Source organism: Bifidobacterium sp. UBA4282, assembly GCF_002394995.1.
Lineage (GTDB): Bacteria > Actinomycetota > Actinomycetes > Actinomycetales > Bifidobacteriaceae > Bifidobacterium > Bifidobacterium pullorum_B.
Genome location: NZ_DGVO01000014.1, coordinates 1 through 26,216, shown reverse-complemented (window position 1 = coordinate 26,216; position 26,216 = coordinate 1). Strand labels below are relative to the sequence as shown.

21 protein-coding genes and 1 tRNA gene are annotated in these 26,216 nt (G+C 66.2%); 20 read left to right on the top strand and 2 right to left on the bottom strand.

All coding sequences use genetic code 11. The features are described from left to right. Positions 1-56: 56 nt before the first annotated feature. The 13 genes from mtnN (at position 57) to B4C31_RS01600 (ending at position 15,803) form a co-directional block, all read left to right on the top strand. On the top strand, positions 57-764 hold the full coding sequence (mtnN, locus tag B4C31_RS01660) for a 5'-methylthioadenosine/S-adenosylhomocysteine nucleosidase (RefSeq protein WP_291531074.1): 708 nt from the start codon (positions 57-59) through the stop codon (positions 762-764). A 235-nt stretch (positions 765-999) separates the two neighbouring features. Continuing rightward, positions 1,000-2,247 (top strand): sensor histidine kinase, encoded by a 1,248-nt coding sequence (locus B4C31_RS01655; protein WP_291531073.1) that lies wholly within the window; start codon positions 1,000-1,002, stop codon positions 2,245-2,247. A gap of 106 nt (positions 2,248-2,353) precedes the next feature. After that, complete coding sequence (locus B4C31_RS01650) at positions 2,354-3,055, top strand: response regulator transcription factor (RefSeq protein ID WP_291531072.1); 702 nt, start codon at positions 2,354-2,356, stop codon at positions 3,053-3,055. A gap of 204 nt (positions 3,056-3,259) precedes the next feature. Then, on the top strand, positions 3,260-4,390 hold the full coding sequence (pstS, locus tag B4C31_RS01645) for a phosphate ABC transporter substrate-binding protein PstS (protein WP_291531071.1): 1,131 nt from the start codon (positions 3,260-3,262) through the stop codon (positions 4,388-4,390). A 162-nt stretch (positions 4,391-4,552) separates the two neighbouring features. Next, on the top strand, positions 4,553-5,503 hold the full coding sequence (gene pstC / locus B4C31_RS01640; protein WP_291531070.1) for a phosphate ABC transporter permease subunit PstC: 951 nt from the start codon (positions 4,553-4,555) through the stop codon (positions 5,501-5,503). After that, positions 5,500-6,492, top strand: coding sequence for a phosphate ABC transporter permease PstA (pstA, locus tag B4C31_RS01635; protein ID WP_291531069.1), 993 nt, complete (start codon positions 5,500-5,502; stop codon positions 6,490-6,492). Before pstC ends, pstA begins: the two co-directional genes overlap by 4 nt. Before the next feature lie 38 nt (positions 6,493-6,530). Beyond that, the gene (gene pstB, locus B4C31_RS01630) at positions 6,531-7,310 is read left to right on the top strand and encodes a phosphate ABC transporter ATP-binding protein PstB (protein ID WP_033508316.1); all 780 of its coding nucleotides are present in this window, start codon (positions 6,531-6,533) and stop codon (positions 7,308-7,310) included. A gap of 332 nt (positions 7,311-7,642) precedes the next feature. Next, positions 7,643-9,028 (top strand): NCS2 family permease, encoded by a 1,386-nt coding sequence (locus B4C31_RS01625; protein WP_291531068.1) that lies wholly within the window; start codon positions 7,643-7,645, stop codon positions 9,026-9,028. A gap of 288 nt (positions 9,029-9,316) precedes the next feature. Further along, positions 9,317-9,838 carry a 50S ribosomal protein L10 gene (gene rplJ / locus B4C31_RS01620; RefSeq protein ID WP_291531067.1) on the top strand — a complete coding sequence of 174 codons (522 nt, stop codon included), beginning with the start codon at positions 9,317-9,319 and terminating at the stop codon, positions 9,836-9,838. Positions 9,839-9,949: 111 nt separating this feature from the next. Further along, positions 9,950-10,333 (top strand): 50S ribosomal protein L7/L12, encoded by a 384-nt coding sequence (gene rplL, locus B4C31_RS01615; RefSeq protein ID WP_291531066.1) that lies wholly within the window; start codon positions 9,950-9,952, stop codon positions 10,331-10,333. A 300-nt stretch (positions 10,334-10,633) separates the two neighbouring features. Beyond that, positions 10,634-11,974, top strand: coding sequence for an FHA domain-containing protein (locus B4C31_RS01610; RefSeq protein ID WP_414631823.1), 1,341 nt, complete (start codon positions 10,634-10,636; stop codon positions 11,972-11,974). Between the two features lie 8 nt (positions 11,975-11,982). Next, entirely contained in the window at positions 11,983-15,603 is a 3,621-nt protein-coding gene (locus B4C31_RS01605; RefSeq protein WP_291531064.1) for a helicase, read from the top strand. Beyond that, positions 15,600-15,803 (top strand): hypothetical protein, encoded by a 204-nt coding sequence (locus B4C31_RS01600; protein ID WP_291531063.1) that lies wholly within the window; start codon positions 15,600-15,602, stop codon positions 15,801-15,803. The genes B4C31_RS01605 and B4C31_RS01600 overlap by 4 nt, the downstream gene beginning before the upstream one ends. Here the strand turns inward: B4C31_RS01600 and B4C31_RS01595 are convergent. Together B4C31_RS01595 and B4C31_RS01590 are read right to left on the bottom strand one after the other, a co-directional pair. Continuing rightward, entirely contained in the window at positions 15,797-16,456 is a 660-nt protein-coding gene (locus tag B4C31_RS01595; protein ID WP_291531062.1) for an SAF domain-containing protein, read from the bottom strand. The genes B4C31_RS01600 and B4C31_RS01595 overlap by 7 nt on opposite strands. Positions 16,457-16,552: 96 nt before the next feature. After that, positions 16,553-16,750 carry an FmdB family zinc ribbon protein gene (locus B4C31_RS01590; protein WP_033505294.1) on the bottom strand — a complete coding sequence of 66 codons (198 nt, stop codon included), beginning with the start codon at positions 16,748-16,750 and terminating at the stop codon, positions 16,553-16,555. Between the two features lie 158 nt (positions 16,751-16,908). On the opposite strand from B4C31_RS01590, the gene B4C31_RS01585 reads away from it, so the two are divergent. From B4C31_RS01585 to B4C31_RS01555, 7 genes are all read left to right on the top strand, one after another. Beyond that, entirely contained in the window at positions 16,909-17,517 is a 609-nt protein-coding gene (locus B4C31_RS01585; protein WP_291531061.1) for a GNAT family N-acetyltransferase, read from the top strand. A 36-nt stretch (positions 17,518-17,553) separates the two neighbouring features. Next, positions 17,554-18,750, top strand: coding sequence for a hypothetical protein (locus B4C31_RS01580; protein WP_291531060.1), 1,197 nt, complete (start codon positions 17,554-17,556; stop codon positions 18,748-18,750). 175 nt (positions 18,751-18,925) lie between these two features. Then, positions 18,926-19,219, top strand: a complete 294-nt coding sequence (gene groES / locus B4C31_RS01575; RefSeq protein ID WP_033515873.1) for a co-chaperone GroES — start codon at positions 18,926-18,928, stop codon at positions 19,217-19,219. 157 nt (positions 19,220-19,376) lie between these two features. Continuing rightward, on the top strand, positions 19,377-20,387 hold the full coding sequence (locus tag B4C31_RS01570; protein WP_291531059.1) for an AAA family ATPase: 1,011 nt from the start codon (positions 19,377-19,379) through the stop codon (positions 20,385-20,387). A gap of 1 nt (position 20,388) precedes the next feature. After that, the gene (locus B4C31_RS01565) at positions 20,389-24,717 is read left to right on the top strand and encodes a transglutaminaseTgpA domain-containing protein (RefSeq protein WP_291531058.1); all 4,329 of its coding nucleotides are present in this window, start codon (positions 20,389-20,391) and stop codon (positions 24,715-24,717) included. A 61-nt stretch (positions 24,718-24,778) separates the two neighbouring features. Next, positions 24,779-25,858, top strand: coding sequence for a histidinol-phosphate transaminase (locus tag B4C31_RS01560; RefSeq protein ID WP_291531057.1), 1,080 nt, complete (start codon positions 24,779-24,781; stop codon positions 25,856-25,858). A gap of 245 nt (positions 25,859-26,103) precedes the next feature. After that, positions 26,104-26,185 (top strand) — tRNA-Tyr (locus B4C31_RS01555). The last annotated feature ends 31 nt before the right edge of the window (positions 26,186-26,216 follow it).

The window sequence follows — 26,216 nt, the reverse complement described above, 5'->3', positions numbered from 1 at the left end:
TGGCGAGACCGCCGTCCGGTGTAGGCTGAACGCAACGCAAGAGAACAGGAGCCAGCATGACCACCATCGCCATCATCGGCGCCATGGACGAGGAAGTGGCGCATATCGCCGCCTCGCTCGACGACGTGACCCACACCGCCGCAGCCAGCCTGGACGTGGTCCGCGGCACCCTGGCCGCCGCGGACGGCGGAACCATCGAGGTCGCCGCCACCGTGGGCGGCATGGGACTGGTCAACGCGGCCGCCACCACGCAGTACCTCATCGACCTGTGCCATCCCGACGCCGTGATCTTCTCCGGCATCGCCGGCAACCTCAACAAGGCGCTGCACGTCAACGACATCGTCCTCGGTGGCACGCTGCGCTACCTGGATACCGACATGCGGCTTGTCGGCCAGTGGAAACCCGGCACCCCGGATCATCAGGTCACCGAGTTCCACTCCGATCCGCGCCTGCTCGAAGCGGCCGACGCGGCGCTGGACGAGATGGGCATCATCCATATCACCGGCACCATCGCCTCGGGCAACTACTTCGTGGACACCCCGGAGCAGGTCGAGGCCGTCATCGCGGCCACCGGCGCCGACGCGGTGGAGATGGAGGGCACTGCGGTGGCCCATGTGGCGGCCCGCAACAGCGTGCCCGCACTGGTCATCCGCGCGCTGAGCGACAACGCCGACACCGATTACGAGGAGTTCCGCACCTTCGACATCACCGAATACGCGAACACCGCCGCCCGGCTGGCCGTCAACATCGTGCGCCGCCTGTAGGCGGATCCCCGCACGGCATGCGCCACAGCGGCTTCGGCGCGTGTCGCAGGCTCGTGGCGCGCGGACTGGACGGGACACCCCTGTCGTCCGGCCGCTCATCCCGCATCGAGACGTGGCCGGGTGAACTTTCGGGGAACCAGCGGTGGACAGTTGGTACGGCGCTCGCGGCCAATCGCATGTGCCGCTACTGTGGTGTCCGGAACTACGTAGTGGACCTCGGAAAGGCGTGTCGGCGATGGAAGTCTGGCAGGTGGTGGTGCTGGTGGTGGCCGTGGCGGTCGCGGCGGCGATCGGTGCGGTCGTGGCGTATGGCCGGGGCCGCGAGGCGGGCGAGGCCGAGTCCCGGCGCCGGTCCGCGGAGGGCGACCACAGCCTGTTCGGCGAGGACCTGCCGGTGCTGCCGACCGAACGCCAGTTCGTGGAGGTGATGCCGTACGCGCTGATCGTGGCCGATTCCGCCGGCGCGGTGGCCTACGCCAGCAAGGGCGCGGACTCGCTGAACCTGGTGCGCAACGGGCGGCTGGTCGCCGAGGACATCGGCGAGGTGCTGGCGCTGGTGGTGGCCGACGGCCAGGTGCGCGAGCGCGAGCTGAAGGTGGCGCTGCCCCGGCCCGACCGCGGGCAGGACGGCCGTGGTGTGCGCGCGGGGGAGGCGCTGCCGACCGATACGTTGTACCTGCGGGTGCGCATCGGTGCGATCGCCGATGACCTGTTCGCGATCTTCCTGCGCGATATGAGCGAGCAGCGGCGGTTCGAGGCGATGCGTCGCGATTTCATCACGAATGTGTCCCATGAACTGAAAACCCCGTCCGGCGCGATCTCACTGCTGGCGGAGACGATTACCGACGCGGCCGACGACCCGGATGCGGTGCGGTATTTCGCAGGCCGCATCACCAAGGAGTCGCAGCGGCTGACCGAGCTGGTACACAAGTTGATCGAGCTGCAACGCGCGCAGGATGCGCCTGCGGTGTCCGACGCCAAGCCGATGTCCGTGGTGGCGATGACGCGCGAGTCCATCGCCGCGAACGAGGTGCAGGCCGACGCCAAGCAGATCGGCATCGTGCTCTCGCTGAACGGCCGCGTGATCCCCGTGGAGGTGCCCGAGGGCGAGTCGGAGACGCTGGACGACGACGTGCTGGTGCGGGTCGGGCGCGAACCGTTCACCACCGCCGTCAAGAACCTGGTGGAGAACGCCATCCACTATTCGCCGGCCCACACCACCGTGAGCGTGGGCATCGGCGTGGTCGGCGATCGGGTGCGTATCCGCGTGGTCGATCAGGGCATCGGCATCCCCAAGGCGTCGCTGGGCCGCATCTTCGAACGGTTCTACCGGGTGGACCCGGCACGCTCCCGTGAAACCGGCGGTTCGGGCCTCGGATTGGCGATCACCAAGCACTGCGTGCAGGAGTGCGGCGGTACGATCTCCGTCTGGTCGCGCGAGGGCGAAGGGTCCACGTTCACCATCGAGCTGCCGGTTATGTAGCCGTTGCCGAGTGCTACGTAGTTGATCCGCCGGAAGGCGGGAAGGCTGCCGAACCGGTACGATTATAGATAACGCATGTCGAATCCATCCCCGTTGAAAGGCAATCATGACGCGCATTCTTATCGTGGAAGACGAGGAATCCTACCGCGAGCCGCTGGTCTATCAGCTCACGCGTGAAGGATACGACGTCTCGGCCGCGGCCACCGGCGAGGAGGGGCTGGAGCTGTTCACCAAGGGCGGCATCGACCTGGTGCTGCTCGACCTCATGCTGCCCGGCATCGACGGCGTCGCATTGTGCCGCCGCATCCGCGAGCAGAGCCGTGTGCCGATCATCATGCTCACCGCCAAGAGCGCGGAGATCGACAAGGTGGTTGGCCTGGAGATCGGCGCCGACGACTATGTGACCAAGCCGTACTCGTTCCGTGAGCTGCTGGCCCGCATTCGGGCCGTGCTGCGCCGCAACCAGCTGTCCGGCGAGGGCTCCGGCGCCGCTGACGACGATGTGCCGCTGGTGTGCGGCGACATCTCGATGCTGGTGGGGCAGCATCAGGTCACCGTGCGCGGCGAGAACGTGTTCTTTCCGCTCAAGGAGTTCGAGCTGCTCGAATACCTGATGCAGAACAAGGGACGTGTGATGACGCGCCATCAGCTCATCGACCGTATCTGGGGTTCGGATTACGTGGGCGACACCAAGACGCTCGACGTGCATGTCAAGCGCGTACGTGCCAAGATCGAGGAGGATCCGGCGCACCCGAGGTACCTGACCACCGTGCGGGGACTCGGGTACAAGATCGCCGATCCCGAGTGAGGGACCCATCCGCCATGCCGCCCTTCGGGGCGGCATTGTCGTATCCGGAACGCTACGTAGCCGAGCTTGTCTAACTGTTCATCTTCCGTTCACCAATTTCGGTCATCGGCACTCCCAAACGCCCATAGGCTGGATAGTGCCATGAAGAAATAACCGCCGCGGCCGCGGGCCGCAGGCAAGAATCTGATAAGAGGGAAAACCATCATGCGCAAGAATCTTCTGACCCGTTCCATCGCCGTGCTCTCCGGCGTGGCCATGCTGACCGCCCTGGCCGCCTGCGGTGACAACACCGCCGCCCCGACCGGCGATGCCTCCAGCAACACCACCTCCGGCGAGGCCATCTCCGGCGAGTTCAAGGGAGCGGGCGCCTCCTCGCAGCAGGCCGCCGTCGAGGCCTGGATTGCCGGCTTCCAGGGCACCAACCCGGATGCCAAGATCGGCTACGATCCGTCCGGCTCCGGCGCGGGCGTGAGCACCTTCCTGACCGGCGCCACCGCGTGGGCCGGCTCCGATGCCGCCCTGAGCACCGAAGAGGTCGAGCAGTCCAAGAGCGTGTGTGCCAACGGCACCTCCGCCTTCGACATCCCGGTCTATATCTCCCCGATCGCCGTGGTCTTCAACCTTGAGGGCATCTCCGGCAAGGGTGAGACCCTGAACATGGATGCCTCCACGCTGGCCAAGATCTTCGACGGCAAGATCACCACCTGGAACGATCCGGCCATCGCCGATCAGAATCCGGACGTCGAGCTGCCGGACACCCCGATCACCGTGGTGCACCGTTCCGACAAGTCCGGCACCACCAAGAACTTCCTGAGCTACTTCGTCGATGCCGCCCCGAGCGACTGGCCGTATGAACTCGGCGAGAATTGGCCGAATGAGGTCGGCCAAGGTGCCAAGGGCACCTCGGGCGTGATCTCCACCGTGCAGCAGGCCGACGGCACCATCGGCTACGCCGACGCCTCCCAGGCCGGCGAACTCGGCACCATCGCCGTGAAGGTCGGCGAGGAATACGTCGCGTACTCCGCCGAGGCCGCCGCCAAGGTCGTGGACGCCTCCCCGGCTGATGAGACCGCCACCGAGGCGAACCGTGTGGTCGTCAAGCTCGACCACAACACCACCGAGTCCGGCGCGTACCCGATCGTGCTGGTCTCCTACGACATCGCCTGCCCGGCTTACGAGGACGCCGACACCGCCAAGTTCGTCAAGTCCTGGCTGACCTACGTGGTCAGCGAAGAGGGCCAGCAGACCGCGGCTGATGCCGCCGGCAGCGCCCCGCTGTCCGACACCATGCGCGAGAAGGTCATGGCCTCCATCGACGCGATCGAAACCGAGTGACATAAGAATGGTTGCCGCTATGGTTAGACCTAGGTGACAACCATTCGCTTCAACCCAAGGGCCGCAGTCGCTATCGGCGGCTGCGGCTCGAAGCGAGTCAAACCACAATGCGGCGTGGGCCGCCGATATGTCCGGAACCCGCCGCAGATTGAAGGAGAACCTGTGAGTTCACAAGTCAAATCGGCCGAACCAGCCGGTGGCAAGACCGCGGACAAGGTGTTCAAGGGCGTCGCCTACGCCTGCGGCATCCTGATCCTCGTGGTGCTCGCCGCCGTCGCCGTGTTCCTGCTGTTCCGCGCCTGGCCGCTGGTCGGTGGCGACCAGCAGGCCAACAGCGAAACCATCTCCAACTTCACTGGCGGCAAGGCCGACAACTTCTGGACCTATGTGGGTCCGCTGCTGTTCGGCACCGTGCTCGTCTCCGCGCTGTCGCTCGTCATCGCGTTCTTCATCTCGATCGGCATCGCGCTGTTCATCTCCCATTACGCCCCCAAGAAGCTGGCCACCGTGCTGAGCTACGTGGTGGACTTGCTCGCCGCCATCCCCTCCGTCATCTACGGTCTGTGGGGCGGCCTGGTGCTGGTCCCCGCCATCTACCCGTTCTGGAACTGGGTGGCCACCTATCTGGGCTGGATCCCGCTGTTCGCCGGTCCCGCCGCGAACCCGTCGCGCACCGTGGCCACTGTGTCTGTGGTGCTCGCCGTCATGATCCTGCCGATCATCACCTCGCTGTCGCGTGACATCTTCCTACAGACCCCGCGCCTCCAGGAGGAGGCCGCCTTGGCCCTCGGCGCCACCCGGTGGGAGATGATCAAACTCGCCGTCCTGCCGTTCGGCGCCTCCGGCATCGTCTCCGCCTCCATGCTCGGCCTGGGCCGCGCCCTCGGCGAGACCATGGCCGTGCTGATGATCCTATCCCCGGGCCTCAACTACTCGTTCAAGATCCTGCAGGCCTCCCAGAACCAGACGATCGCCGCCAATATCGCGGCCCAGTACCCCGAGGCCAACGACCTCGGCGTGTCCGTGCTCATCGGCACCGGTCTGGTGCTGTTCGTGATCACCTTCGTGGTCAACTACGTGGGCCGCAAGATCACCGAGAAAGCGAGCGCATGATGACCACAGCGCAGAACACCCCCATGGATAAGGCCCCCGTCATCGACTTCGACAAGTTCAAGCCGACCCGTTCGTTCATCGCCGCGCGCAAGCGTAAGGACATGGCGATGCGCGTGCTCATCGCGTTGGCCTTCGTCGTCGCGCTGATCCCGCTGATCTCGGTGCTGTGGACCACGATCTCCAACGGTATCAAACGGTTCAACCTCGACTTCCTGACCCACAACATGACCGGCGTGGTCGGCGGCAACCCGACCCCGTCCGGCGGCTACGGCGGCGTGCTCCACGCCATCATCGGCACGCTGGAGATCACGCTCGGCGCCATGGTCATCTCGATCCCGATCGGCCTGATGTGCGCCGTGTACCTGGTCGAGTACTCGAACCGCGGCAAGCTCGCCAGGTCGATCTCGCTGCTCGTCGACGTCATGAGCGGCATCCCGTCCATCGTGGCCGGTCTGTTCGCGTTCTCGATGTTCACCATCCTCGTCGGCCCCGGCTCCACCAGCGGCTTCCAGGGCTCCGTGGCCCTCTCGCTGCTGATGCTGCCGACCGTGGTCAAGTCCTGCGAGGAGATGCTCAAGATTGTCCCCGGCGATCTGCGCGAGGCCTCCTACGCGCTGGGCGTTACCAAGCAGCGCACAATCACCAAGATTGTGCTGCGCACCGCCCTGCCGGGCATCGTCTCCGGCGCCATCCTGGCCATCGCCCGCGTGGTCGGCGAGACCGCCCCGCTGCTGATGACCGCCGGCTACATCGTGAACACGAACTTCAACCTGTTCGGCGGACAGATGACCACCCTGCCGGTGTACGTCTACCAGGAGTACAGCAAGCTCAACGCCAACTGCCCGGCCACCGCCGACGCCAGCTGCGTGACCACCATCCCGATGGAACGCTCCTGGGCCGCCGCCCTGGCCCTGATCCTCATCGTGCTGATCCTGAACCTGATCGGCCGCATCGTGGCGAAGGTCTTCGCCGTCAAGACGGAACGGTAAGCCGTAACAAGCTGCCCTATAGCAACGAAGGAACAACAATGGGACAACGCATTGATGTCAAGCATCTGAACATCTATTACGGCGACTTCCTAGCCGTCGAGGATGTCAACCTGAACATCGAGCCGAACAAGGTCACCGCCTTCATCGGCCCGTCCGGCTGCGGCAAGTCGACCGTGCTGCGCACGCTCGACCGCATGCACGAGATCATCCCCGGCGCCCACGTCAAGGGCGAGGTGCTGCTCGAAGGCCGCAACCTGTACGCCAAGGACGTCGACCCGGTCGAGGTCCGCCGCGACGTCGGCATGGTCTTTCAGCGCCCGAACCCGTTCCCGACGATGTCCATCCGTGAGAACGTGCTCGCCGGTGTGCGCCTGAACAACCGCAAGATCTCCAAGTCCGATGCCGACGACCTGGTCGAATGGGCCCTGCGCGGCGCCAACCTGTGGAACGAGGTCAAGGATCGTCTCGACAACCCGGGCATCGGCCTGTCCGGCGGCCAGCAGCAGCGCCTGTGCATCGCCCGCGCCGTGGCCGTGCACCCGCAGGTCCTGCTGATGGACGAGCCCTGCTCCGCCCTGGACCCGATCTCCACGCTAGCCGTGGAGGACCTGATCAACGAGCTGAAGAACGAGTACACGATCGTCATCGTGACCCACAACATGCAGCAGGCCGCCCGCATCGCCGACTACACCGGCTTCTTCAACCTGAAGGCCGTCGGCCAGCCGGGCCATCTGGAGTACTTCACCGACACCTCCACGATGTTCAACAACCCGCAGAACGAAGAGGCCGAGCGCTACGTCTCCGGCCGTTTCGGCTGATCGGCAGATCGGCCGAAACGGAGCGGCGGTCCGGTGGACCGTCGCAAGCCGACTTCAGTCGGCCGGCAGCTTGTGCGTCGCATCGCGGCGCTCCTCAATTGCACGTTTCGGCTGATCGGCATTTGCAATCAGGCTTGGGCGGCCGCATGGCCGTCCATGTTTGCCCAACCGCCCTGTTCCCGCAGGGCGGTTTTCTGTGTTACGCGGCTGACTTAGGCCGGTGCTATGGTGAAGCTCGTCCGGGATGCATCGTCGTTCCGGATGAGTCGCAGTAACCTCAATGCGGGTTGACCGCCCGCTCAAATCCAAGAAAACAAGAAGAAGAGAGCATAATGGAGAAGTTCTTCCATTTGAAGGAGAACGGCACGACGGTCTCGACCGAGATCCTGGCCGGCCTGACCACGTTCTTCGCGATGGCGTACATCATCGTCGTCAATCCTCAGATCCTGAGCCAGACCGGCATGCCGTGGGGCGGCGTGTTCCTGGCCACCATCATCGCGGCCATCGCGGGCACCTTGGTCATGGGTCTGTTCGCCAACGTGCCGTATGCGCAGGCCGCCGGCATGGGCCTGAACGCGTTCTTCACCTACACCGTGTGCTTCGGCCTCGGGTTCACCTGGCAGCAGACGCTGTGCATGGTGTTCCTGTGTGGCATCATCAACATCATCATCACGGTCACCAAGATTCGCAAGATGATCATCAAGTCCATCCCGCCGATGCTGCAGCACGCCATCGGCGGCGGCATCGGCCTGTTCGTGGCCTATGTCGGCATGCTCAACGTCGACCTGATCACCTTCACCCCGGACGCCGAGACCACCGCCGCGGTCGGCGCGACCCCGGGCCTGGCCACGTTCGACAAGCCGGTGCTGTGGGTGTTCCTCATCGGCCTGGTGCTGGCCATCGCCTTCACCGTGCTCAAGGTCAAGGGCGGCCTGCTGCTGGCCATCGCCATCACCACCGTGGTTGGCATCCCGTTCGGCGTGACCACCATGGCCGACTCCGTGTCCATCTCCGAGACCTTCTCCCAGCTGCCGCAGACCTTCGGCGCCATCTTCTCCGCCGAGGGCTTCCCCACGCTGTTCTCCGATCCGGCCAAGCTGCCGCTGGTCATCGTGACGATCTTCGCGTTCTCGATGTCCGACACCTTCGACACCATCGGCACGTTCATCGGCACCGGCCGCCGCACCGGCATCTTCTCCGAGGAAGATGAGAAGTCCCTGGAGTCCGGCCACGGCTTCAGCTCCAAGATGGACAAGGCCCTGTTCGCCGATTCCATCGCCACCTCCATCGGCGCGATCTGCGGCACCTCGAACACCACCACCTACGTCGAGTCCGCGGCCGGCATCGGCGCGGGCGGCCGCACCGGTCTGACCTCCGTGATCGTGGCGGCCTGCTTCGCGGTCTCCGCGTTCCTGTCCCCGATCATCTCCGCCGTGCCGTCCGCCGCCACCGCCGGTGTACTGGTCATCGTCGGCTGCATGATGGCCTCCAGCCTCAAGGAGATCGACTGGTCGGAGATCTCCGAGGCGATCCCGGCGTTCTTCGCCGCCGTGTTCATGGCCTTCTCCTACTCGATCAGCTACGGCATCGCCGGCGGCTTCATCACCTACTGCATCGTGATGAGCTGCAAGGGCAAGGCCAAGGACGTGCACCCGGTGATCTGGACGGTCGCCGCGCTGTTCATCCTGGACTTCATCCTGCAGGCCGTGCTCGTCTGAGCCTGGCCTGCGACACGCCCGGGTTGCGTGTTGTCTCGCAACCCGGGTACATTATCGATTCTGTAAACCACAGACCGTTGGTTGGAGTGCGCGCAAGCGGGCTCCCGAAGTTTGGTTCGCCAAGCCAGCGCAGGTTGAGAGATATCGGCCCGCAAGGGTCACGCAAGTGAGCTTGCGGATGGTTGTTGCTCTGCCTGTGCGCAGGGTTTTTTTGTTGCCTGAACGGCACAAGCCCCGGCAACGCGTTCCGGATTGGACAAGTCAACGGCCGACTTAGGAAGGAACGCCATGAAGAGGCCCGAAAAGGAAGCGGTGGTCGCGCAGCTTACGGAGCAGTTCCGTAACGCTGACGCCGTCTACCTGACCGAGTACCGCGGGCTTACCGTTCCGCAGATCTCCGATCTGCGTGAAAAGCTAGGCCGCGATACTTCCTACACCGTGGCTAAGAACACGCTGGCTCGCATCGCCGCCAAGGAAGCAGGCATCGAGGGCCTCGACGAGATTCTCGCCGGCCCGACTGCCATCACCTTCGTGAAGGGTGACTTCATCGAGGCTGCGAAGGTCATCCGTGACTTCGCCAAGGAAAACAAGGCCCTGGTCATCAAGGGTGCCGCCGCTGACGGTACCGTCTACGATGCCGAGGGTGCCCAGAAGCTGGCGGATCTCAAGTCCCGCCCGCAGCTGCTCGCCGAGTTCGCTGGCGATGTCAAGGCTACGATGGCCAAGGCCGCGTACCTGTTCAACGCCCTGCCGACCAAGGCCGTGCGTACGATCGACGCGCTTCGCGAGAAGCAGGAGAAGGCTGCCTGATTCGCCTGCGGCTCGCCGCATGAATCAGTACGCTTCACAACTGAAAACAACCAAGGTTTATTCGGTGGCGGGTTCCACTTCACCGCCGCCAAGTATTGAAAGGAAGCCATTATGGCTAAGTACACCAATGAAGAGCTGCTCGAGGCTTTCGGTGAGATGACCCTGGTCGAGCTCTCCGAGTTCGTCAAGGCTTTCGAGGAGAAGTTCGACGTCGAGGCCGCCGCTCCGGCTGCTGTCGCTGTCGCTGCTGCTCCGGGCGCTGCTGCTGCCGCTGAGGAAGAGAAGGATGAGTTCGACGTCATCCTGTCCGCCGTCGGCGACAAGAAGATCCAGGTCATCAAGGCCGTGCGCGCCATCACCTCCCTGGGCCTGGCCGAGGCCAAGGCTCTCGTGGACGGCGCTCCGAAGCCGGTTCTGGAGAAGGCCAAGAAGGAAGACGCCGAGAAGGCCAAGGCTCAGCTGGAAGAGGCTGGCGCCACCGTCGAGCTCAAGTGATCTGTGCGGTCTTGGACCGCGTGATGCTTGCTGTGACCCCGTCCGCATGGTTTATGCGGGCGGGGTCCGCTCATATGCGGCGCAAGGAGGCGTTTTCGGGGGTATAGTGCCGTTGTACCCCCTAGGGGTGGAGTGCGATGACGCGGACTATCCACTTTGGGCACCTACAATGGTCGGAAATTGTTGATTTCCGGCATGATAATCCGCCGCGTTGCGGGGAAGCATGACACAATGGCAGGTAGTGTGACTACCTGTGGCAGGGTGTGAAAGGAAGGCGATCCGGTGAACGAGGAAACGACGCTGCAATGGGTCATCAGGGCGAACGGCTCTGAGGTGGGGCGGGTCAGCCCGTCCCACAGCGTGGAGATCGGCCGTAAGCCGTTGCGCCCGCTGGCGGATGACGGCATGTCGCGGATCGACGTGCCGGATGAGACCCGTTCGATGTCCAAGCGTCACGCCGTGTTCAGCGTGAGCGAGAACGGCGCGGCCAATGTGCGTGACATGGCGTCCACCAACGGCACGTACGTGGTGCGTGACGATGGCGGTCTGATGCGCCTGCCGCAGAGCGTGGATTTCTTGCTGCCCACGTCGCCGGTGCGCATGCAGTTCGGCGATGTGCCGGTGGATTTCACCCGGGTGGAGCAGGAGGCGCCGGAGGAGCCGCAGCCCGCCGTGCCCGATCTGTTCGACTACGCCGTGGGGGAGGGCCGGCAGGAACCCGATGCCGCCGATATGTCAGTGGACGACATCCTGGATCTGCGCGCCGGGGAGCCGACCAGCATGTTCCAGGCCGATAGCGTGAAGCATCGCGCCCAGGAACTGGATGCCGCGCAGCATCAGACATTCGAGCCGTTCCCGTTCGAGCAGCCGGCGGTGCCGTTGACGATCATGCCGGAGACCGAGCAGGACGAGACCCCGCGCGATCTGTTCGTGGACGCGCAGTCCGCGGGGGTCGACGCCGAGGACCTGCATCTGGACGAGGAGCCCGTTGACGACAATCCGACCGCGCCCCAGAGGGTGGATTCGGTGTGGACGCTGGTTGCCGAACAGCAGGATGGTCAGGCGGAATCCGAGCCTGCTTCCGAACCGCAGTCCGCATCCGAGGAACAAGCCGTGCCGGATGCGCAGCCGGCCGTCGAGGAGGGCCGGCCGTCCGAGGAACCTGCGGACGATCCGGCCGCAGGCGCCCCGCTGGTGTTCACGGCGATGACGGCCGACCAGCCCTCGTCCATGCCGGACCTGGACCGCGAACCGACGGTGCACGGGGAGTCCGCGGCCATGGAGTTCGCATCCACGGAACCCGCGCCCGAGGAATCCGAGTCTGTGGAGATCGCGGAATCGTTCACGCCGGCGTTCGAACCGGGCTCGGTGTTCGAACGGGTGTCCCAGGGGGGATTCGCCCCGCCCGAACCCGCCGTGCAGATCGACGGCATGACCTCCGACGATGCCAAGCGCACCACCGATTTCACCATGCAGTTCGAGATGGCGCGGCATCCGCAGCTGCTGCCGTTCCTGGCCATGAACCCCTCGTTGTATGACGATCTGTACGCGTGGTTGGCGGCGCAGGGCAATCAGGACATCGATGAGGCGTTGAGCCGTAACGAGGGTTATCAGGAGTACCGCAGAGCGGTAGGGAAGTGAGTGAAGCGATGAGTGAGAATAAGCCGCAGACCGGTACCGGTGTGGAGCGGTTGCGTCTCTGGCGGGAGCGCTTCCGGGAAACGTTGGCGCCGTCGCCTCTGGAGGACGTCGAACAGCTTGCCGCCCGTCTCGATCTGACCCACGCCCACCCGTCCGGCATCGCCAAGCTGTTCGCCAGCGGTCAGGTCTCGCTGGATTCCCTGTTCCGCGATAACGGGATGCTACGTGCCGCCGGCCGCCGCATCGAACGGGTGCTGGATGACCGTGCGGCGAAGAGCCGCGTCAGCGGCATGGCGGAATTGTCGCTGGTGGTGGGCATCGCCACGTGGTCGGGCCGGCAGATGCCGGTGCTGCTGTATCCGGTGGACGTCGAACGCCGTGGCGATTCGGTGACCACGGGGACGACCATCCGTTTCACCGGCAGGGTGCATCTGAATTCGGCGTTCGTCAACGAGATGCGCAACGGCGGCGTCGAGCTGGATGAACGCGACCTGTTCGACGGTTCCCACTACGCCACGGGTTCCCCGGAGACGTCGACCGTGTTCTCCGCCATCACGAACCTGGCGACGCAGGTGTTCGGCGACTTCTCCATCGAGCGGCATATCGTGATCGGCTGCTTCTTCGACCCGTCCACGCAGATGCTACTGGAGAGCCAGCGCATCATCGACGCACTGGCGCAGGGGCCGACGGGCAACACCCTGCTGGATGCGCTGGCCGGGTATGGGAGCGCCGCGGAGGCGTTGCGCAACGACGCCATCGCCGAGTTTAGCCCGTTCGACGGCGACCCGCACTCGGAATTCGAGGCCGGGGATGTGGATAATACGACGCGCTACGCGGCCTCGGTGGCCGCGGCCGGGCATTCGGCGGTGCTGGATTGCGCGGCCGGCGTGAACACCGCGGAACAGGCGGTGGCGTTGGCCTCGCGGTGTGTGATGAGCGGCCGTTCGGTGCTGTATGTGCCGTGCGTGTCCGACCAGAAGCGCCGGTTCATGCAGGCGATGCGCGCCAACGAGCTGGGGGGATTGGTCCTGGATCTGGCCGATTCCGACACTAATGGCGCGATCGACAAGCAGCTGATCACGGCGGTCGGGTTCCAGTCCGGGGTGGCGACGTCCCGTTTCGATCAGCTGTCGGATGAGCTGGTCGGCGTGCGTTCGCGGCTGACCCGGTACCTGGGCGATTTGCACGGGGTGAACCAGGATTGGGATGTCTCCGCGTACCAGACGATCCAGCATCTGGCGAATATCGCGGAGCTGTCGACCCATCCGGCGACCCATGTGCGGCTGTCGAAGGAGTCGGCGCGTGCGCTGAAGGGGCATCTGGACGAGTGGTCCGACCGGTTGCGCCGTGCCGGAGAGCTGGGCGAGTTCGTGATCGGCCCCGCCGATACGGCCTGGTACAGGGCCTCGCTGTTCACCGAGGAGGAGGCCGTCGCCGCGTATCAGCGGGTCAGCGACGTGTTGCTGAAGATGCTGCCCGCCACCCGCGAGCAGGTGACGAGTGTGGTACAGACCTGCGGATTCCCCGTGCCGAACACCGCCAACGATTGGGCGCGCCAAGTGACGGTGCTCAAGAATCTGCGCCGCGTGCTGGATGTGTTCCAGCCGGAGATCTTCGAACGCGACATCAACGCCATGATCGAGGCGAGCAAGTCCAAGGCCGCCCGTAAGGCCGAGGGCACCACGCTGGGCTTCTGGGAGCGGCACCGTCTGCTCAAGGAGGCCAAAAGCCTGCTGCGCGTGGGCGCACAGGTGGAGAATCTGCACGATGCCTTGCAGGTGGTGGCCCGTCAGGCCGAGCAGTGGCGCGTGTTCGTGCCCCATGGCGGCTGGCCGGTGCTGCCGCCGCATCTGGACGACATCATCAACACCCAGGAGCAGCTGGCGGCCGATCTGACGGCACTGGACACGGTCCTGGCCACCACGCCGTCCGGGGGCGATCTGCAGTCGTTGGATCTCAACCAGGTCGAGACCCGTCTCAAGGCGTTGTATGACGACCGTCTGGCGCTGGACACGCTGCCGGAACGCTGCCGCCTGGAACGCGATTTCCAGACGGTCGGACTCGGCGAGCTCGTTGGCGATCTGAACGACCGCCGGGTGGATGTGGACGCCGTGGACGGCGAACTGCAGCTGGCCTGGTGGACCACGGTGTTCGAGGACATCGTCCGCTCGTCGGCGATCATCTCGAATCAGGACGGTCTGGCGATGCAGGCCGCCGCGGACCGGTTCGTGCAGGTCGATATCGAGCATGTGCGCTCCGTGGGGCCCATGGTGGCGCAGGAGACGACCCGTCGGCTGTGCGATATGCTATTCGCCCGCACCCAGGAGGCGAATCTGCTGCACACCACGTTGGCGGGCAGCCACAAGGTGCCGTTGAGCCGCATCCGTCGCGACCACGAGGAGATCTTCGCGGCCGCCAAGCCGGTGCTGGTGGCCACGCCGGCCGCCCTGTCCGCCACCACGGATCCCGAACCGGTGGCCGACGTGGCGGTGATCGACGCGGGGGCCCATATGCAGCCTCTGGAACTGCTGACGATTGTGAGCCGTGTCCGGCAAGTCGTGGTGCTGGCCCACTGCGATACGACGAGCTGCGAGGGACTGAAGATGTTGGCGGACATGCTGCCCCGCATCACGATGAAGCCGTCGTCCTCGCGCCGCTCGCCGCGCCTGACGGCGTTCCTGGAAGCCGAGGGATACGGCGCGCTGTCCTATGACGTGGCCAAGGCCGGTGGCCAGGGGCATGTGCGGTTCCACCGCATCGAGGCCAACGGCGTGCCGGTGATGACGAGCGGACTGGTGGAGAGCAGCCAGCAGGAGATCGACGAGGTCGTCAGGCTGATCACCGAACGCGCCGCCGAATTCACCATCGTTCCGGCCGGTTATACGCTGACGGTGGTGGTGCTGACCGGCGTCTTCCGGTTGAGGCTGGGCGCCGAACTCAAGTCGTTAGCGGCCAGGAACAAGTCCATGGACCGGTTCCTGCGCCATGTGCGGCTGGTCGACATCGACGAGGTCACCGGCGCGTACGCCACGGATGTCATCCTGTCGCTGAGCTACGCCAAGACGGCGCATGGCCGGTTGCTGCAGCAGTTCGGCGACGCCGGTTCCGCCGGCGGGCGCGGCATGCTGCTGGACGTGCTGGCCCTGACCAGCCGCCATCTGGACATCGTCGCTGCCTTCGGCTCCGAGGACATGGAGGATGAGCGTCTGCACCAGCCCGGCGCCAAACTGCTCAAGTCCATACTCCAGTGGGCCGAGCAGCTGGACGATCAGCCGGTGCTCCCGCAGTCGCTGGACGCCGGCTCCAACGTGCTGTTCAACGACCTGGCCGAGCGCATCCGCAAGCGCGGGCTGGAAGTGGCTGTGGACTACGGGTTCGAGAAGGGCCTGCGCATCCCGATGGTGGTGGGCCTGAAGAACCGCCCGTTCGCGTTGGCGGTGATGACCGACGACACCGGGTTCATGGGCATCCAATCCACCCGTGAGCGTCACCGTGTGCTGATGCAGCGTATCCAGACGTTGGGCTGGTCGGTGATGACGGTGTGGAGCGTGGGCGCGTTCGTCAACCCGGAGAAGGAAGTCGACCGTATCATCGCCCGGCTGGGCGAACTGTACCGGGACGTGCAATGAGCGGGGAGTATTCGGCAGCGCGCCGTACGCCGCGGCGCCATAAGCGCGTGGTACGCCAGGGCAACGAGCTGTTCGACGCCGACGGCGTGAAGCTGGAACCGGGTGATATGCGCACCGAACAGCAGCGCCAGGCCGATGATGACCGTCGGATCCTCGGCGAACTGCCGCCCCATTGGGCGGTGTTCGAGTCTCGTCAGTAACGCGCCTCGGTGGCCACGGCCACGATCATTCCCTGATCCTGCAACGTCAGGATGCGCAGCGCCTCGTCGGAAGGCAGTGCGAACGGCACCAGCGCGGTGCCGCTGCCCGCCTCCGGCTCGGCCGGCATCCCCATCGTCACCGCGCGGGCGGCGATGGCGCACGTCTCCCCGGTGTTCGGGGCGTCCGACGGATACGCGGAGCAGATTCCCGAGGCAGTCAGCCCCACGGTATCGCCCGGCAGCAGCCCCTCCCATCCGCCGGACAGCCACACGTCGATAACCGTGTCCCCCGGCGGCGTCGCCGGACGTTCGCCGGCCAGCGTGCCGAGTATCGGCATCCCTTCGGCGATGTCGACCCGCGCGATGAGTCCTTCGGCGTCGGCCACATGCCGCAGTGCGCCGGCGAAGGCATCACAGACGGGAACGCTGACCGCCTCCACGTCACCGGCGCGGATGGTCTGCCCGCGGTCGATGTCCGCCGCGGCCAGCAAGACGGTCTGGGTCGCCACGGTGGACTCAAGGCATTGCAGGATGGCCAGCACCGCCAGCCCGGCCAGCACGGACGCCAACAGCCGTCGCCCCCGGTCGATCAGTCGCCGCCGCTCCAGACTGGTGCCGGTCCTTTGCGGGCGCATATGAAAACAGTCCATCATGCAAGCATGATGGACTGGCAAGCCGGTTGGGCGCAAGCCGTCGGCGGCAATGTGGTCGAACGGTTCCGGGTTATCCACACCGTCCGTGTCGTTCGGTCACTTGCCCGACGACTTGGATGCGCCGTCGGTGCGGTAGAAGCCGCTGCCCTTGAACTCGATGGGCACGGCCGAATAGATCTTGCGCACCTGCTCCTGTCCGCATTCGGGGCAGACCGTGATCGGGTCGTCCTCGAACGACTGGTGCGCGGTGAAATCGTACGAGCAGTTCTTGCAACGGTAATGATAGGTAGGCAACGCTTATCCTCCACAGGTCATCCACGGGCGCGGCATACGGCCGACCCGTACATATCCTAGTCGTCGCCCTGACAGCGGTGCGCGTATGGCAGAATGGAGCCGTGTCCGTATTCCAACTCTTCCGTGGTGGCCTCCGCTCGTCCTCGAACGCCATCCGCATGCCCCATGAGCTGAACGCGCCGGAGGGTTGCCCGCCCATTCGGCTGCGTCCGCTGACGGTGGAGGACTCCTCTGAGTGGAACGAGGTCCGGTGGCGCAACGACGACTGGCTCTCCCCATGGGAATCGGGCGACCCGATGCACGGCCCGGGCATGAGCTACAACGCGTGGATCGCATGGCAGCGCCGCAGCGAACAGGCGGGCACCGGTGCCATCTTCGCGATCGAATACCAGTGGCGGATCGTCGGGCAGATCTCAATCGGGGCGATCTGCTACGGGGCGATGCGCAGCGGCGTCATCGGCTACTGGGTGGACGAATCGTATATCGGCAGGGGGTTCGCCCCGACGGCGGTGGCGGTACTCGCCGATTGGGCGCTGGCCGATGCCGCCGGCCCGCGGCTGCACCGCCTGGAGATCGCGGTCCTGCCGGAGAACGAGCGCTCGCTGGCTGTGGCGCGGAAGGTCGGGGCCCGGTACGAAGGTACGCGATCGCGCTATATGTATGTGCGCGGGCAATGGCGGGACCATGAGACCTTCGCGTTGCTGGCGGAGGATGCGGGGGAGGGGTTCGCAAGGCGGCTTTCGTCCCGACACGCCCGGAGCGAATAGCGCGAGATTTGCCAAAGTCTCCTATTCTTGAGGGATATGGGTTACGAATCGCTGAGCACCGTCATCGTGCTGGTGATTGTCGTACTCATGTTGGCCGTATGGCTGCCCAGAAGGACGGTCAACGGTATGAAACATGTGATGGAGCATCGCGAGGACCGGTATTCCTCGTCGCTGCATCTGGTGGACGCAGACAGCGGGACCAAGTTCTCGGACGTGCGCACGCCGCAGGCGAAAGGGGCAATCATGCAGCCAAGCCAGCCGCACAAGGCCATGTCGGCGGCGGAGCATATCGCACAGGTACGGCGTATGCGCCGCGAGGCCGCGCGTCGCCGCGCCATCATCGCGGGTGTGCTGGCGGCGGCCACGGTCGTCGTCATCGTCCTGGCGGTTGTCCTGCGTTTCAGCCCGTTGTTCGCGCTGATCCCCGGCGGACTGCTGCTGGTGGTGGTCGGGCTGGGCGTCAACGCCGCCCGCCACGCGCGCGCATGGGAGCGCAAGGTGGCGGAACGTCGTGCCAGGAGATCGCAGGCCAAGCCCGTCCAGCCGGCTGCCCAGACCCGTGAGCAGGATGCGTCCGCGGCCCCGACCGAGGCGATGGAGCAGCGGGAGATCCGTCGGGCGCTGCGTGAATCCGAGGAGGAGAAGGCCCGCATCCAGGCACGTCGCGATGCCCACCGCGATGCCCACCACGCCGAGGTGGTGGACGTCGACTCGGTGGTGGTCGAAGAGCGTACCGATGACGACCGTATCGTCACGCAACGTGACGACGCTCCGCACGCCGAGGTGCAGCATGTCGAGAACGAGCAGACGGTGCCGGCCGACGCCACCACCGAGCTTGACGAGATCCGCCCCGCGCAGGCGCTGGACGCGTTCGAGGTCGCCACGTCGCAGGATCTGATCTCCTTCACGCTGGGGGAGCCGCGCAACGGGTTCGATGTGCGCCCCGAGGCACCCGAAAGCCTGGAGATCCGTTCGACCCGTCAGGTGGCCAAGGCGGTGCCGGTGGAGGAGGAGCCCGCCGATGCCCAGTCTGAGCCCGCTGCACAGGAGGCGCCCGCCGCGCAGGACGAGCCGGTTGTGCAGGGTGCGCAGGATGCGCAGGATGACGTGGCCGATTCCGAGGGCGTGTCCTTCCACGACGCCGAGGTGGCGGCGCAGGTCGAGGCCCCGGTGGCAACCAGCGAGTCGCTCGGCACGGGCTTGGAGGCCATTCTGGCGCGCCGTGGAGCCTGATTTCCCGGACTGTTCACTCTCAGCGTTAGCACTCGAGTTGGCAGAGTGCTAACAATCGCGCTACGATGAGTCCTAGCGCGAAGGACCGGTAGCGCGGGTGTTCGTCAGCCTCCCGCCCTGCAGGACCGTCGCGGAAGACCATATCGTTCTCTTATCTAGAAAGAGGAGGTCCACAGTGTCGATCTCACTCACACCGTTGGAAGACAAGATCATCGTCAAGCAGGCCGAGGCCGAAACCCAGACCGCTTCCGGCCTGTTCATTCCGGACAACGCCAAGGAGAAGCCGCAGCAGGGCGAAGTCCTGGCCGTCGGCCCGGGCCGCCGCGACGACAAGGGCGAGCGCATCCCGATGGACGTCAAGGTCGGCGACAAGGTGCTGTACTCCAAGTACGGCGGCACCGAGGTGCACTATGAGGGCGAGGACTACCTGATCGTCTCCTCGCGTGACCTGCTGGCCATCATCGGCTGAGCCGGTCCGAACAACCGCTGCAGTGGGCGCTCCGGAGGAATCCGGGGCGCCCACTGCCATATGCGCGGTGTGCATCCATCCATGCCCGTTTGGCATTGCGCCGAATCAAGCGTCATGCAGTACAGTGGGTGGCAACGGGACTGTTGAGGGGGTGGCCATGGAACATTCCGAACCCGCGCCGCTGGAGGAATCCACAACTCTGGCGAACGCGCTCATCGATGCGCTGGACGCGGTGCTGTCCTGCTCGCGCAGTGTGGTGGAGCTGGCCGTTGCCACCTTCATCGCCGGAGGGCACCTGCTGCTGGAGGACGTGCCCGGCGTCGGCAAGACCACGCTGGCCCGTGCGCTCGGCACCGCCATCGGCGGCGACACCCGCCGCATCCAATTCACGCCGGACATGTTGCCCGGCGATCTGACCGGCGTCAGCGTCTACAACCAGCGCACCGGCAACTTCGACTTCCACCCCGGGCCGCTGTTCGCCAACATTGTCATCGCCGACGAGGTCAACCGTGCGAACCCCAAGGCCCAATCGGCCATGCTGGAGGCCATGGGCGAAGGCCAGGTCAGTGCCGACGGCCGCACCTGGCCGCTGCCCGATCCCTTCTTCGTGGTGGCCACGCAGAATCCCATCGAGCTGGAAGGCACCTATCCGCTGCCCGAGGCGCAGCTTGACCGGTTCATGGCCTGCACGGACTTCGGATACCCCACGGCGGAGGCGGAATGCGCGATGCTGACCTCGCCGGACAGCGCGCAGCCGCTGCGTTCGTTGCATGAGATCTGCACCGTCGAACAGGCCCAGGCCATGCGCGCGGCCGTGGCGCAGATCATGCTCTCGACCCCGGTGGCGCGGTACATCGTGGACCTCGTCTCCGCCACGCGCTCGCATGCCGACAGCCGGTACGGCGCCTCCCCCCGAGCCGGACTGCACCTGGCCGCCATGGCCAGGGCGAAGGCGCTGGTGGCGGGCCGCGGCTTCGTCATCCCCGACGACGTGCGCGCCGTGGCCGTGCCGGTGCTCGGACACCGCCTGGTGCTGCAGGACGGCGGGTACGGCATGGCCGTGATGGACCATGCCAGGCGTCTGGTGGCGGGGATCCTCGACCAGGTGGCGGTGCCGCGTGCCGAACGACGGACGGCCGTCGGCGGTTTCATGCGCCACGAGAGGTGACATGATGGGCATCCGGCGCGGCAAGGCAGGCAGGATAAGGCCCCGCCGTGCCCACTGGTGCCGATTCGCGCTGATACGCCCGAGCGTCGGCGGCTGGGCGATGATCCCGGTCGCCGTGGCGGTCTGGTATATGGCGTTGCTGCTGGACGAGCGCACACTGGTGGCCGCCGCGCTCACGCTCACCGCCGCCTGGGGCCTGGATCTGGTCATGACGGTGGTACAGGGCGTGCTGATCGCCACATCGTCTCTCCCGCCGACGCATCCAACAACAACCGTGCAGATTGAACGGTTGGACGCGGATGGGCATCGCCTCGAACGGTATGTGGGGATGCCGCAGGATACGCGCGGCTGGTACCGGCGCGTGGCACAGGTCATCCGATGGCGCTCGCCGATGCGACTGTTCGCCGGGCGTGTGCCGGTGCGCGACGGCGGCGAGTTCGTCATCCTGCCCGACGCCGCGGCCCCGTCCGGGAGTCAACATGCCGCTGACGCCCGCCTGCAGGGGCAGGACCGCACCGAATCCACGGGCACGGTCCGCGCCTATACGCCCGGCGATTCGCCGAATCTCATCGCCTGGCGGCACAGCGCGCACCGTGGCATGCTGATGACCCGCGAAAGCGGAAGCGACACGCGCGCTACGCTGATCATCGTCCTCGATACGACCGTGGATCGGGCCGCCGGCGATCGGGGATTCGACGGGTATGTCATCCGCGCGCAACAGTTGCTGCCGTCCATGCCGGCCACGAACCGCCTCGTCGTGACCGACGGCATCCATATGGCGAACGACTACACCTCCGCCTTGCGATTGCTGGCCGCCGTCACACCCGACGGACAGCCCCGTCTCCAACCGGACGCCGATCGGTCGCCATCCGCCGCCAATCGGATGCCATCCGACCCCGCCGACGCCGCCGATCCGGCCACCCCGCAACGTGCGGCCGCGATCATTGCCGCGGCGGCCGCCGTACCGGGGCACGGGCCGGTCACCATCGCCGTCATCACCAGCCAGCCGCAAGGACCGCTGGTGCAGGCCATCCGCACCGCGGCCGCGGGAGCGCGGACCCTACCTGTGCAACCCTGGCATGAGGCGGCGGAGCGCATGATCGCCACGTCGCTGCCGGAACGCCGCAGCGGTGCGCCAACCGGCCACCGCCGTGACCGCAGCCCGGTCATCGACGCGCGCGATCGATCCCGCGGAATCCATGCCCAGGACAACCCGCCGTCGCCGACCGTCGCCCTGCGCCTGGTCCGTGTCGGCGTCCTGGCCGCGTACGTCGCGCTGACCATCATGGGAGCTGCCGGACTGGCCGATGCGAACGGCTGGTGGCCTTGGGCGGCCGGGCTGATGCTGGCGGCCGTCATCGCGGAATCCTCGATCCCCAGCCGCACGCCCCTGCGCGGCGCGCTGCGTGTGGTCGGCATGGCCGTGCTGTTGGCCGTGGCCGGACTGACGTCGGCGGGTATGCGCATCGACGTCGGTTCCGTGCTGGATGCGGCGGGAACCGTGCCGGGATCCTCGGCAGGTGGCGAGACCCCAGGTGTGTGGGACGTCATCCGGCTGGTGCCGGATATGGTCGCGGCCACCGTGCAGGGCGCGGCCACCGTGGGATTCGAGAGCCTGCGCAGGCAGTTGCCGCCGTTGACGGTCAATCCGGCCGGCGACGCGTTCCTGATCATCGTCTGCGCGCTGGCTGCCATCGCGATTCGCTGCCTGCTGTACTGGCGCGTCGGCGTGCCGCTGCTGGCGTTGCTGCCGCTGACCGCGCTCGCCGCCGACTACAGTCTGGTCGGGCATGCGGCGGCCTGGTGGCAGGTGCTGCTGCTGGTGGTGGCGTTCCTGCTTGCGCTGCTGACGGTACGCAGGTCCATCGGCGTGTCGCCGCCCACCTGTGCGGCGGTGGCGGCGGTGACCGCGCTGGCGATGGCGTTGACGCCGGCCACGCTGTCGCTTGCCTACAACGTGCCGCTGTCCATCGGGGAGTCGACCGGCCTGTTCACCTCGAACACCGTCAACCCGATGGTTGACCTGCGCCGCACGCTGCAATCGCGTTCGCACGCGGTGGCACTCACCTATGAGTCAGGCACGCCGCTGACGCTGCGCATGGCCACGCTGGGCGATTTCGACGGCGACACCTGGAGCTACGAGGAACAATTCGCCAAGGACGGCAGCCTCTACGGCTCGGGCATTCAACTTGGCCATGACTCCAGCAACACGCTGAGCGATGAGGAACGCACGGCAGGCATGATGACGCCGCTATCGCTGTATCTGACCATCGACTCGATGACGAGCAGTGGCGTAATCTACAACGGCGGTATGAGATTTTCTACCACCGACAGCGGCGTGACGCTCCAACGCTTCGGACATGACGCGTCGGTCACCATCGACCGGCTCAACTCCCGGTTCCTGCCCATGCCCGGCATCGTTCTTGGCAGCGTCACGGCGTACGGGTGGGGCATCCCCTCCGGATGGCTGCTCTACTCGGACGGCACGGTGTACAACCGCACGTCCGCGGCCTCTTCGGGAATGCGATATGGCGCCATCGGCGTGTACCTGGATCCGATTGGGTCGGCGGACGGATTCAGCCAGATTGACGCGGTCGACGCCTGGCGCGACCAGAATCTCGGCGAGGGGAACGTCACGGACTGGGAAACCCGTACACGGGCGCGACTGCGGTACATCGCCGAGGGCAACGCCCGGCAGGTCAACGGCTGGATGCTGATCCCTGTGACCGGTGAAACCGATGAATATGGGTCGGTGTCGATCTGGCGCGACGCGTCGGGAACCGAGGTGGGGCGTGACAGTGATGCGTTCATCGACGCGGTCCGGTTCGATGACAACGAGAACCTCATTGTGTTCACCAACGCTGACGGCACCGCCACCGTGGCGCTGCCGCTGTACGATCCCGTCGAATACTACGGAGACGGTGCCGCTGATGAGAACGGCACCGCCGACGCGGACGGCACCGTCTCCGATGATCCCGTACTGGACGAGCTCCTCGGCATGACGGGGCGTTTCGACGCCGAAGGTGGTGAACTGCAGCGCGCCGAGGATGCGGCGTTCGCCGACCTGATGGACATCAGCCAGCGGGAGGGGCTGGGCAGCAGCGGGATGATGATTTACCAGCAGGTCTCGCCGGCCGATTCGCCGTGGCTGCGCCAGGCGCTCGCCGAGGTGGAGCGCAATCAGGAGCGCGTACACGACCAGTACACGGCGTTGCCCGACGACCTGCCGCAATCCGTCCACGCCGTGGTGACTCAGGCACAATCCGATGGCGTGACGGTTCCGGCGGCCGACCATGACGAGCAGATCGCCGCCATGCGCTGGCTGGTCGACTACTTCACTGATCCGGACAACGGTTTCGTCTACACGCTGGACGCCCCCGACGGCGACGGCCGCAACAACCTGGAGGTCGTCGACGACTTCCTGGAACGCCGGTCCGGCTACTGTACTCACTACGCCTCCGCGCTGGCCGTGCTCGGCCGCGCGCTGGGCGTGCCGACGCGCATGGTGCTCGGCTACAGCGCCAGCGGCGTTCAGGCCGAGGCCGATTTTACCTACGAGGTAACCGCCGACCAGCTGCACGCCTGGGTGGAGGCCTACATCGACGACGTCGGCTGGGTGCCGTTCGACGTCACACCCGCCTCCACAGATGACGCCGACGCCGACGACACGGCTGATACCCCGGCGGCCCAGTCCGGGGACGACACCGACGCCCCGGTACCGGAGGATGACGCCGATGCCGCTGATGGGGACGGCACCACCACGGACGACGACACGACGGATAGCGACGGGAACACGGGCGAGGACGGCGAGGCAACCTCCGAACAACAGGCCTTGGGCACCAGCGACACGTCACCGGCGACGTTGCTGGCATGGGCGGTTGGCGGCATCGGCGTGGTGCTGGCGGTCACGGCGCTGTGCTGCCTGCCGATGCTGGTGCGACGGCGACGTCGGAGACGACGGCTGCGCATCGCATCCGGAACCGGCGCCGACGGGGAACGGTGGATCGCCGCATGGCAGGAGATCGTGGACAGTGCGTGGGACAACGGCGTGCGCTGGGGTAAGGCCGAAACCGACCGCGACATCGCGCGACATATCGCCGACCTGCTGGAATCCGGCCTGTCGGCGGGAACGGAAACCGTCGAACAGGTCGGCCGCATCGCCGCCCAGGCAACGGCGGCGGCCTTCGGCGACACGTCCGAACACGCCGGGGACCTCGCGCCCATCGTCGAGTCCGCAGCGGAGACGATGCGAGCGGCCAACGCCGCACCGTGGTATCGCCGTATCCTCGGCGTCCTGTGCCCCGCATCCCTGTTCCGCGCACGCAGGTAGCCCCGCTCTCATGCCGAGAACGCGGAGCTTCCGCGGCCGGCGGCGGGACTAGGATGGGGCTATGAGTTTCAAACATCGCAGCATTCTTGACACCATCCCCGGATACAAGCAGGGCAAGCCGGCGCCGGCCAAGCCTGGCCAGCGCACGTTCAAGCTGTCCAGCAACGAGAACGCCTTCGAGCCGCTGCCCAGCGTGGTCGAGGCCATCACCAGCCAGGCCACCGGCCGCATGAACCGCTACCCGGACATGCGCGGCTGGGCCGTGGTCGAACGGCTGGCCGAGAGCTACGGCGTGGAGGCGGAGAACGTCATGCTCGGCTGCGGATCCACCGAGGTCATCACCATGCTGGTGAACCTGGTGGCCGGTCCGGGCGACGAGATCGTCTACCCGTGGCGCAGCTTCGAGGCGTACCCGCTGATCGTGGCCGGTGCCGGCGCCACCAGCGTGCAGGTGCCGAACCTGCCGGACGGCTCGCATGACGTGGACGGGCTGATCGCCGCGGTCAACGACCGCACGCGCCTGGTCATCGTCAACAATCCAAACAACCCCACCTCCACGTCGATCTCGGACGCCGACGCGCGCCGCATCATGCAGGCCGTGCCCTCCGACGTGCTCGTGCTGTTCGACGAGGCCTACATCCAGTTCAACACCGCCGCCGACACGAGCGTGGCGATGGACCTGTTCCGCGAGTATCCGAATGTGGTGGTGGCCCACACGTTCTCCAAGGCCTACGGCCTGGCCGGCCTGCGCATCGGCTACGCGATCGCGCCCGCCGACGTGGTGGAGGGCATGAGCAAGGTGGCGCTGCCGTTCGGCGTGACCGAAACCGCGCAGGTGGCGGCCGTCGCCTCGTTGGATGCGCAGGAGGAACTGGACGAGCGCGTGCGGGCGATCATCGCCGAACGCGACCGTGTGGTGGCGGCGCTGCGCGAGCAGGGGTGGGAGTTCCCGACCCCGTACGCGAACTACTTCTGGCTGCCGCTGGGCGAGCGGACCGGGCAGGCCGCGGCCGCGTTCACGGAGCAGGGCCTGTCGACCCGCGTGTTCCCCGGCGAGGGCGTCCGCATCTCCGTCGGCGAGCCCGAGGCCAACGATCTGGTCATCAAGGTCTGCGCGGAGCTCAAGGCCCGGGGACTGTGACCCGACACGCCGAGGACGCCGTTCCGCACGCGCCGGCGGATGCTCAGGACCCCGGAATCCGCCGGCGCGACACGCTGGATACGCAGGGTGCGACACGCTGAAATCAATGTCCTGAAAAGGGCATTATTCCAAGGATTTCGTGTGATGCGACCCGCGGGTTGGCGCGCGGGTGACTTGCGGATTTCCTCAGGCTGTGCCATGATAGCCAAGTTGCCGGTTGAGGCCACGGTCGCTTGCGGTAACACGGCGGATTTCCCAAGCGGTCAAAGGGACCTGACTGTAAATCAGGCGCTTCGTGCTTCAGTGGTTCGAATCCACTATCCGCCACGCCTCGGTAGCTCAGTGGTAGAGCACTTCC